8 protein-coding genes and 1 pseudogene are annotated in these 9,007 nt (G+C 65.7%); 6 read left to right on the plus strand and 3 right to left on the minus strand.

Annotated elements, in window-relative coordinates; translation table 11 throughout:
* Both A5658_RS20125 and A5658_RS20130 read right to left on the minus strand, forming a co-directional pair.
* Window positions 1-236, minus strand: a pseudogene (locus A5658_RS20125) (lipid-transfer protein); the annotation flags it as partial.
* Window positions 237-261: 25 nt separating this feature from the next.
* Entirely contained in the window at window positions 262-1,254 is a 993-nt protein-coding gene (locus tag A5658_RS20130; protein WP_067339328.1) for a Zn-ribbon domain-containing OB-fold protein, read from the minus strand.
* Window positions 1,255-1,324: 70 nt separating this feature from the next.
* Here A5658_RS20130 and A5658_RS20135 point away from each other — a divergent pair, with 70 nt between their 5' ends.
* From A5658_RS20135 to A5658_RS20145, 3 genes are read left to right on the plus strand one after another with little or no spacing between them, the layout of a single operon-like run.
* Window positions 1,325-2,365, plus strand: a complete 1,041-nt coding sequence (locus tag A5658_RS20135) for an LLM class F420-dependent oxidoreductase (RefSeq protein ID WP_067339329.1) — start codon at window positions 1,325-1,327, stop codon at window positions 2,363-2,365.
* Between the two features lie 43 nt (window positions 2,366-2,408).
* The gene (locus A5658_RS20140; protein WP_067339331.1) at window positions 2,409-3,125 is read left to right on the plus strand and encodes an acetoacetate decarboxylase family protein; all 717 of its coding nucleotides are present in this window, start codon (window positions 2,409-2,411) and stop codon (window positions 3,123-3,125) included.
* Window positions 3,122-4,345, plus strand: coding sequence for a cytochrome P450 (locus tag A5658_RS20145; protein ID WP_067339333.1), 1,224 nt, complete (start codon window positions 3,122-3,124; stop codon window positions 4,343-4,345). Before A5658_RS20140 ends, A5658_RS20145 begins: the two co-directional genes overlap by 4 nt.
* A 5-nt stretch (window positions 4,346-4,350) precedes the next feature.
* Here the strand turns inward: A5658_RS20145 and A5658_RS20150 are convergent, their stop codons facing one another.
* Window positions 4,351-5,151, minus strand: coding sequence for a crotonase/enoyl-CoA hydratase family protein (locus A5658_RS20150; protein WP_067339335.1), 801 nt, complete (start codon window positions 5,149-5,151; stop codon window positions 4,351-4,353).
* 33 nt (window positions 5,152-5,184) lie between these two features.
* Here A5658_RS20150 and A5658_RS20155 point away from each other — a divergent pair, with 33 nt between their 5' ends.
* From A5658_RS20155 to A5658_RS20165, 3 genes are all read left to right on the plus strand, one after another.
* A complete protein-coding gene (locus A5658_RS20155) occupies window positions 5,185-6,867 on the plus strand; it encodes an acyl-CoA synthetase (protein ID WP_067339337.1) in 1,683 nt (560 codons plus the stop codon).
* Window positions 6,864-7,631 (plus strand): fructosamine kinase family protein, encoded by a 768-nt coding sequence (locus A5658_RS20160; RefSeq protein ID WP_067339339.1) that lies wholly within the window; start codon window positions 6,864-6,866, stop codon window positions 7,629-7,631. Before A5658_RS20155 ends, A5658_RS20160 begins: the two co-directional genes overlap by 4 nt.
* A gap of 20 nt (window positions 7,632-7,651) precedes the next feature.
* The coding region (locus tag A5658_RS20165; RefSeq protein ID WP_067339341.1) for an acetolactate synthase large subunit at window positions 7,652-9,007 on the plus strand (1,356 nt) is incomplete at its 3' end.

The following is a 9,007-nucleotide window of genomic DNA, read 5'->3' on the forward strand; positions in this document are numbered from 1 at the left end:
GGGGCGGTGCCCCCGATCAACGAGTCGATCGCCGAGATGAACGAGAATGCCCGGCCCGCAAGGTAATCGCATGAGCCCGAGCACCAGAAGCCGATGTCGGTCTGCTTCAGGCCGAGCTCTTCGTAGAGCGAGTGGAAACACGGCATCAGCATCTCGACGCCGTTGGTGGTGCCGTCGGTACGGCGCACATGCGGCGCATGGGCGAATCCGACGACAGCTACATCACGAAATGTCACTGTGCTTCCTTCATCGGTGTTGCTTTTAGAGGTGGTGTTTGTAGGTGTCGTAATCGGCGTCGGGTTCGCCGGTCGGCTTGAAGTACTCGATGTTGTCGATGCCCAGGCCCCATTCCTCGCGGGGCTTCCAGACGGCCTCGACCCGCATACCCATCCGAACCTCGCTCGCGTCGATCTCCTGAATCAGGTGCAGGAACGCGATATCCGCGCCGTCGAGCAGCACGTAGGCCGCGACATACGGCGGCTTGATGCGCTGGCCGGCGAACGGGATGTTGATGATCGCGAAGGTGGTCACCGTGCCCTTGTCCGGCAACTCGATGAAGTTGTCGAGCTCCAGACCGGTCGCCGGGTCGGCCTCCTTCGGCGGGAAGTACACCTTTCCGCTGGTGCCGGTGCGGGCGCCCAGCAGCTTGCCCTCTTCCAGCCCCCGCAGGAACGCGGTCTCGGGAAGTGAAGCGGTGTGCTGGATTTCGATGCTGCTCGGTGTCACCTGAACCGTCACCGGCTCGCGGTCGTCGGACGTGTCCCCAACGGGTTCGACTTCGTCGCCCAGCGCGAAGTACGCGATGTCGGTGATCGCACCGACGGGCTCGTCGACCCAATGGGCGTGCACCCGAGTGCCGGTGCCTATCGCGTCGGAGGATCCGGCGTCCACCGCGTGCAGCAGCGGAACGTCGGCGCCGTCGAGTTTGATCAGTGCCCAGGCGAACGGGCGGTCCAACGGTTGACCTTCGAGGGGTTCCGGTTGCCAGGTCCACGACAAAACGGTCCCAACACTGGCAACCGGAACGATCTCGGTCAGTTGCTCGTAGGTCACCGGGTCGAACTCGGCGGGCGGGACGTAAACCCTGCCGTCCGATCCCCGGGCACCGACGATGCGTCGCTCGCGCAGGGCTGTGAAGAACTCACTCAGGGTGGGGCCGACTGAACGGGTGTAGTCGAACGACAGTTTCAGAGGCGCCGAGAGAACCTTCTGATGGGTATCGATCTGCACCGGGCTGCTTTGGCTGGTGGTCACAGTGTCGAGTAGAACAGGTTCTAAGAATGGATTCAAGATAGGGTCAAGACCTGCAGGAAAGGTAGTGCGCATGAAGCTTGGACTTCAGCTGGGATATTGGGGCGCTCAGCCGCCCGACAACCACGCCGAACTGGTGGCGGCGGCCGAGGACGCCGGTTTCGACGCGGTGTTCACCGCCGAGGCCTGGGGCTCGGACGCCTACACACCGTTGGCCTGGTTGGGCTCGTCGACGCAACGACTGCGGCTCGGCACGTCGGTCGTGCAGCTGTCCGCGCGCACCCCGACCGCATGCGCGATGGCGGCGCTGACGCTCGACCACCTGTCCGGTGGCCGGCACATCCTCGGGCTTGGCGTGTCGGGCCCGCAGGTGGTGGAGGGCTGGTACGGCCAGCCCTTCCCCAAGCCGCTGGCCCGTACCCGCGAGTACGTCGACATCATCCGCCAGGTGTGGGCCCGTGAGAAGCCGGTGGCCAGCGACGGCCCGCACTACCCGCTGCCGTTGAAGAGCGAGCAGGCAACCGGATTGGGTAAACCGCTCAAGCCGATCACCCATCCGTTGCGCTCGGACATCCCGATCATGCTGGGCGCCGAGGGGCCGAAGAATGTTGCGCTGGCCGCCGAGGTCTGCGACGGCTGGTTGCCGATCTTCTACACGCCGCGAATGGCCGACACCTACAACGAGTGGCTGGACGAGGGATTCGCGCGACCGGGCGCGCGCCGCAGCCGCGAGAACTTCGAGATCTGCGCGACGGCCAACATCGTCATCACCGACGACCGTCCAGCCGCGTTCGCGGCGATGAAGCCCTACATCGCGCTCTACATGGGCGGGATGGGCGCCGAGGACACCAACTTCCACGCCGACGTGTATCGCCGGATGGGCTACGCCGAGGTCGTCGACGACGTCACCAAGCTGTTCCGCAGTGGACACCAGGACGGCAAAGAGCGAGCCGCCGAGATCATCCCGGACGAGGTGATCGATGACGCCGCGATCGTGGGCGACGTCGACTACGTGCGTAAGCAGATCAAGGCCTGGGAGGCCGCCGGCGTGACCATGATGGTGGTCAATGGCCGCAACACAGAGCAGGTCCAGGAGTTGGCCAGCCTCGTCTGACCCGGTCCTTGCGACGAGCTAGAACGGGTTCTAGATTGGCCGGATGGCACTCTCGCAGCACACGATCGCGGGCCGGGTACTCACCATGCCGGTGCAGATCCGCAGGGCACAGCAACACATGGCGATGTTCTCGGTTGACGCCGACGCCGCGCAGCACCTGATCGACTACAGCGGACTGCAGGTCTGCCGTTACCTTCCCCGGCGCGCGATCGTGGTCCTGATGCTGATGCATTACATCGACGGTGACCTCGACCAGTACTACGAATACGGCACCAGCGTGATGGTGAACCCGCCCGGGTCGAGTGCTAGCGGACCGCGTGCGCTGCAATCGGCCGGTGCCTTCATCCACCACTTGCCCGTCGACCAGCCGTTCACATTGGAAGCCGGAACCAAGATCTGGGGCTATCCGAAGGTCATGGCGGACTTCACCATTCGAGACGACCGTCAGTTCAGTTTCGACCTTCACGTCGACGGGCAATTCGCCTTGGGCATGGATTTTCGGCGTGGCCTGCCTATCCGGTTGACCCCGCGCCACCAAGAGCAACGCAGCTATTCGCATCGTGACGGCGTCACCCGCGAGACGAGCTTTGAACACACGCTCGACGGTGTGCGCACTAGATTCGGCGGAGCTCGCGTCCGGCTTGGTGATCATCCGTACGCGAAAGAGCTTGCGGCGTTGGGCCTTCCGAAGCGCGCGATGCTGTCCAGTTCTGCCGACCAGGTGCAGATGACCTTCGGCGACGCTCAGGAGATTTCATGACCGCTACGATTCCGGACACCATCCTCAACATCGACCTGGCAGACGGCAACTTCTACGCCGACCGGCAGGCCTCGCGCGAGGCCTACCGCTGGATGCGTGCCAACCAACCGGTGTTCCGCGACCGCAACGGGCTGGCGGGTGCGACCACATATCAGGCGATCATCGACGCCGAGCGTAACCCTGAACTGTTCTCCAACACCGGCGGGATTCGTCCCGACCAGCCGGGTATGCCGTACATGATCGACATGGACGACCCGGCACACCTGGTGCGGCGCAAGCTGGTCAACGCCGGCTTCACGCGCAAGCGGGTCACCGAGAAGGAGCCGTCGATCGCCCAGCTCTGCGACACCTTGATCGACGCCGTGTGCGAGCGCGGCGAGTGCGACTTCGTCCGCGACATCGCCGCGCCGCTGCCGATGGCCGTGATCGGTGACATGCTGGGCGTGCTGCCCGAGGAGCGCAGCTTGCTGCTGAAGTGGTCGGACGATCTGGTTTCGGGGCTGAGTTCGCACCTCGATCCGGCGGGGCCGGAATTCCAGACGGTGATGAATGCCTTTGCGGGATATACCGAATTCACCATGGACATCATCGCGAAGCGTCGCGCCGAACCCACCGAGGACCTGTTCTCCATCCTGGTCAACGCCGAAGTCGAGGGCCAGCGGATGAGCGACGACGAGATCGTGATGGAGACGCTGCTGATCCTCATCGGTGGCGACGAGACGACTCGGCACACGTTGTCCGGTGGCACCGAGCAGTTGGTGCGTCACCGCGATCAGTGGGACGCGCTGCGGGCCGACCGTGATGCGCTGCTGCCCGGCGCGATCGAGGAGATGCTGCGCTGGACCTCGCCGGTGAAGAACATGTGTCGAACGTTGACCGCGGACACCGAGTTTCACGGGACCGAGCTGAAGCAGGGCGAGAAGATCATGCTGCTGTTCGAGTCGGCGAACTTCGACGAGTCGATGTTCGATAACCCCGATCGGTTCGACTTCCGGCGAGACCCGAACAGCCACGTCGCTTTTGGCTTCGGCACTCATTTCTGCCTGGGAAATCAGTTGGCCCGGTTAGAGCTGCGCCTGATGACCGAGCGAGTGCTGGAGCGTCTGCCCGATCTGCGGTTGGCCGACGACGGCGACGGATTGCCTTTGCGCCCAGCCAACTTCGTCAGCGGTCTGGAGTCGATGCCGATGGTGTTCACCCCGACGGCACCAGTTCTCTAACGTGCTCAGCGGCCTTTGAACTGCGGCGCGCGCTTCTCCTTGAAGGCCAACGGGCCTTCCTTGGCGTCCTCGGAGAGGAACACGCTGATACCGAGCTGCGTGTCGATCTTGAACGCGTCGTTTTCGTGCATGCCCTCGGTCTCGCGGATGGAGCGCAGGATCGCCTGCACCGCCAGCGGGCCGTTGTTGGCGATCACCTCGGCGACCTCGAGCGCCTTCTCCAGCGCGGTGCCGTCGGGAACGACGTAGCCGATGAGCCCGTAGGACAGGGCCTCGGCGGCGGTGATGTGCCGTCCGGTCAGCAGCAGGTCAGCCGCGATCGTGTAGGGGATCTGCCGGACCAGGCGCACCGCCGAGCCGCCCATCGGGTACAGGCTCCATTTTGCCTCCGAGATGCCGAACTTGGCGCTTTCGCCAGCGATGCGGATATCCGTGCCCTGCAGGATCTCGGTGCCGCCGGCGATGGCCGGGCCCTCGACCGCCGCGATCAACGGCTTGGTCAACCGCCGGCCCTTCAGCAGCGCGTCGATGCGCGACGGGTCGTAGCTGCCGTCCTTGAACGAATCACCGGGCGGGCGGGCGGTCGCAGCCTTGAGGTCCATCCCCGCGCAGAAGTAGCCACCGGCCCCGGTCAGGATGCAGCAGCGGATGTCGGGATCGGTGTCGACGCGGTCCCAGGCTTCCACCATGATCGAGAGCATCTCGGTGGAAAGCGCGTTGCGAGCCTCGGGGCGGTTCAGCGTCAGGATCAGCGTGTGTCCGCGCTGCTCAATGAGGGCATCAGCCTTTTTTTCGGACTCGCTCACGGGTGAATACCTTCCTGTGCGCCGGCCTGGAACTTGTCAGGAAATGTAACACGTTCTAATTTAGGGTCCGTGGCCCTGAATATTGCCGACTTGGCGGAGCACGCCATCGATGCCGTCCCTGACCGTGTAGCCCTGATCTGCGGTGAGGAGCAACTGACCTACGCCCAGCTCGAGGAGAAGGCGAACCGCTTCGCGCACTACCTGCAAGAGCGGGGCGTGAAGAAGGACGACAAGGTCGGCCTGTACTGCCGCAACCGCATCGAGATCGTGATCGCGATGCTGGGCGTGGTCAAGGCGGGCGCGATCCTGGTCAACGTCAACTACCGCTACGTCGAGGGCGAACTGCGCTATCTGTTCGACAACTCCGACATGGTCGCGCTCGTGCACGAGCGCCAGTACTCCGAGCGCGTCGCCAACGTGCTGCCCGACACCCCGAACGTGAAGACGATCCTGGTGGTCGAGGACGGCTCGGACGCCGACTACTCGAGCTACGGTGGCGTCGAGTTTTACGCCGCGATCGCCGACTGCTCGCCCGAGCGTGACTTCGGCCCGCGCAGCGCCGACGACATCTACCTGCTGTACACCGGTGGCACCACCGGCTTCCCGAAGGGCGTGATGTGGCGCCACGAGGACATCTACCGGGTGCTGTTCGGCGGAACCGACTTCGCCACAGGCGAATTCGTCAAGGACGAGTACGACCTCGCCAAGGCCGCCGCGGAGAATCCGCCGATGGTCCGCCACCCGATCCCGCCGATGATTCACGGCGCCACCCAGTCGGCCACCTGGATGTCGATCTTCTCGGGTCAAACCACGGTTCTCGCACCGGAATTCAACGCCGACGAGGTGTGGCGCACGATTCATGACCACAAGGTGAACCTGCTGTTCTTCACCGGTGATGCGATGGCGCGGCCACTGCTGGACGCGCTGCTTGCCCACCAGGACAAAGGTAACGAGTACGACCTGTCGTCGCTGTTCCTGCTCGCCTCCACCGCGGCGCTGTTCTCGCCGAGCATCAAGGAGAAGTTCCTGGAGCTGCTGCCCAACCGGGTCATCACGGACTCAATTGGCTCCTCGGAGACCGGCTTTGGTGGCACCAGCATCGTCGCGAAGGATGCCCCGCACAGCGGCGGTCCGCGCGTGACGATCGATCACCGGACAGTGGTCCTCGACGACGACGGCAACGAGGTCAAGCCGGGCTCCGGGGTCCGCGGCTTCATCGCCAAGAAGGGCAACATCCCGGTCGGTTACTACAAGGACGAGAAGAAGACCGCCGAGACCTTCAAGACCATCAACGGCGTCCGCTACGCGATCCCCGGCGACTACGCGACCGTCGAGGAGGACGGCAGCGTGACGATGCTGGGCCGCGGCTCGGTGTCGATCAACAGCGGCGGTGAGAAGATCTATCCCGAAGAGGTAGAGGCCGCCCTCAAGGGGCATCCCGACGTCTTCGATGCCCTCGTCGTCGGTGTTCCCGATCCTCGCTACGGCCAGCACGTCGCCGCGGTGGTGCAGGCACGGCCGGGCACCCGGCCCGCGCTGTCCGACCTGGACTCGTTCGTCCGCGCCGAGATCGCGGGATACAAAGTGCCGCGCAGTCTTTGGCTGGTCGACGAGGTTAAGCGTTCCCCGGCGGGAAAGCCCGATTACCGATGGGCCAAGGAGCAGACCGAGGCGCGTCCGGCCGACGACGTACACGCCGCTCACGCGACGGCTTGACCGACTTCGTCAAGAGTCACCCCGGGGCACCGGCCGGCTTCTTCGAGTGTGAAGCCGCTGGGCTGCGATGGCTCTCGGCGGTCGACGGCGGTGTTCCGTGCGTGCCGGTTGTGTCGGTGGACGCGACGAGCCTGACGCTGCGGCGACTCGAGTCGGTGCCTCCTGGCCCGCGAGCGGCGCTGGAGTTCGGCAGTCGGCTGGCTATCACGCACGACGCCGGGGCTGCGGGTTTCGGCGCCGGCCCCGACGGATGGGACGGGCCCGGCTTCTTTGGCCCGCTGACCCAGCCGTTGCCGATGTCCCTACGGCCGCAACCGCTTTGGGGCGCTTTCTATGCTGACGAGCGACTGGCTCCGATGGCGGCGTTGGCCGCACCGAGGCTTTCCGCGTCCACCCGGGACGCCGTCGACGCCGTCGCGGCACGCTGCCGGGCGGGCGATTTCGACGACGACGATGCTCCGGTACGAGTGCACGGTGACCTGTGGGCCGGCAACGTGATGTGGACGCCGGACGGCGTGGTGCTGATCGACCCGGCAGCCCATGGTGGCCACCGCGAGAACGACCTGGCGATGCTCGCCCTGTTCGGTTGCCCTTATTACGACGAGATCGTGGAGGGCTACCAGCGGGTGCACCCGCTTCGGCCCGGTTGGCGTAAGCGCATCGGACTGCATCAGCTTTACGCGCTGCTGGCTCACGTGGTGCTGTTCGGTGGTGGGCACGCGCAGCGGACGGATGTCTGTGCCCGCGCCGCGCTGGCGATCTGAGGCGCATCTACAGTCGAAGCGTGAATGGCGCGCAGGCTCTGATCAATACCCTGGTCGACGGCGGCGTCGACGTGTGCTTCGCCAACCCCGGTACGTCCGAGATGCACTTCGTCGCGGCACTGGACACCGTCCCGCAGATGCGGGGCGTGCTGACGCTCTTCGAGGGCATCGCCACCGGCGCGGCCGACGGCTACGCGCGCATCGCAGACCGCCCCGCCGCGGTGCTCCTGCATCTGGGCCCCGGCCTGAGCAACGGCCTGGCCAACCTGCACAACGCTCGCCGGGCCAGGGTCCCCATGGTCGTCGTGGTCGGCGACCACGCCACCTATCACAAGAAGTACGACGCGCCATTGGAATCCGACATCGACGCGCTCGCCGGCAGCGTCTCGGGTTGGGTGCACCGCACCGATCACACCGCGGACATCGCGGCCGACGCCGCCGAAGCGATCGCGGAAACCATTGCTAACCACAAGATTTCGACGCTGATCCTTCCGGCCGACACGTCATGGACCGACGGGACCGTCATTCGCGAGCCGTCGACGCGTCAGCCGAAGCCGGTGGAGGTCGACCACAATGCCGTGGCGTCGGCCGCCGCCGCGTTGCGCTCCGGGGCGCCGGCGGTTTTGCTCATCGGCGGCGACGCCACCCATGGCGCAGGCCTGGCCGCCGCTGCGCGGGTCGCCGAGGCTACCGGAACCCGTTGGTACTGCGAGACATTCCCGACGCGGCTGGAGCGAGGCGCCGGAGTGCCCGCCGTCGACCGAGTCCCATACTTCGCCGAGGCGGTCGTCGCCCAGCTCCAGGGCACCGAGCACCTGATCCTGGCGGGCGCGGCGTCGCCGGTGTCGTTTTTCGCATACCCCGGCAAACCCAGCGACCTGGTTCCCGAAGGTTGCCAGGTCCATGTGCTGGCCGGCCCGCAGGGCGCCGCGGGCGCCTTGGCGGCGTTGGCCGACGATCTGGCACCGGGAGCCGAGGCGAAGGTCGCGGAGCCCTCGCGTCCACAACTGCCGACCGGCGCGCTGACCGCGGTCTCGGTGGCCGACGTGGTGGGCGCGCTATTGCCGGACAACGCAATTGTGGTCGACGAGTCGAACACTTCCAGCGTTCCGCTGGCGGCGGCGACTGCCGGTGCACCGGCGCATGACTGGCTGACCCTGACCGGCGGTGCGATCGGCTACGGCATTCCGGCCGCGGTCGGCGCCGCGGTCGCCGCGCCCCACCGGCCAGTGCTGTGCCTGGAATCGGACGGCTCTGCGATGTATACGATTTCGGGATTGTGGACCCAAGCCCGGGAGAACCTGAACGTGACGACCGTGATCTACAACAACGGCGCGTACGACATCCTGAGGCTCGAGCTCCAGCGCGTCGGCGCC

Source organism: Mycobacterium sp. 1245111.1 (genome assembly GCF_001673405.1).
Taxonomy (GTDB): Bacteria; Actinomycetota; Actinomycetes; order Mycobacteriales; family Mycobacteriaceae; genus Mycobacterium.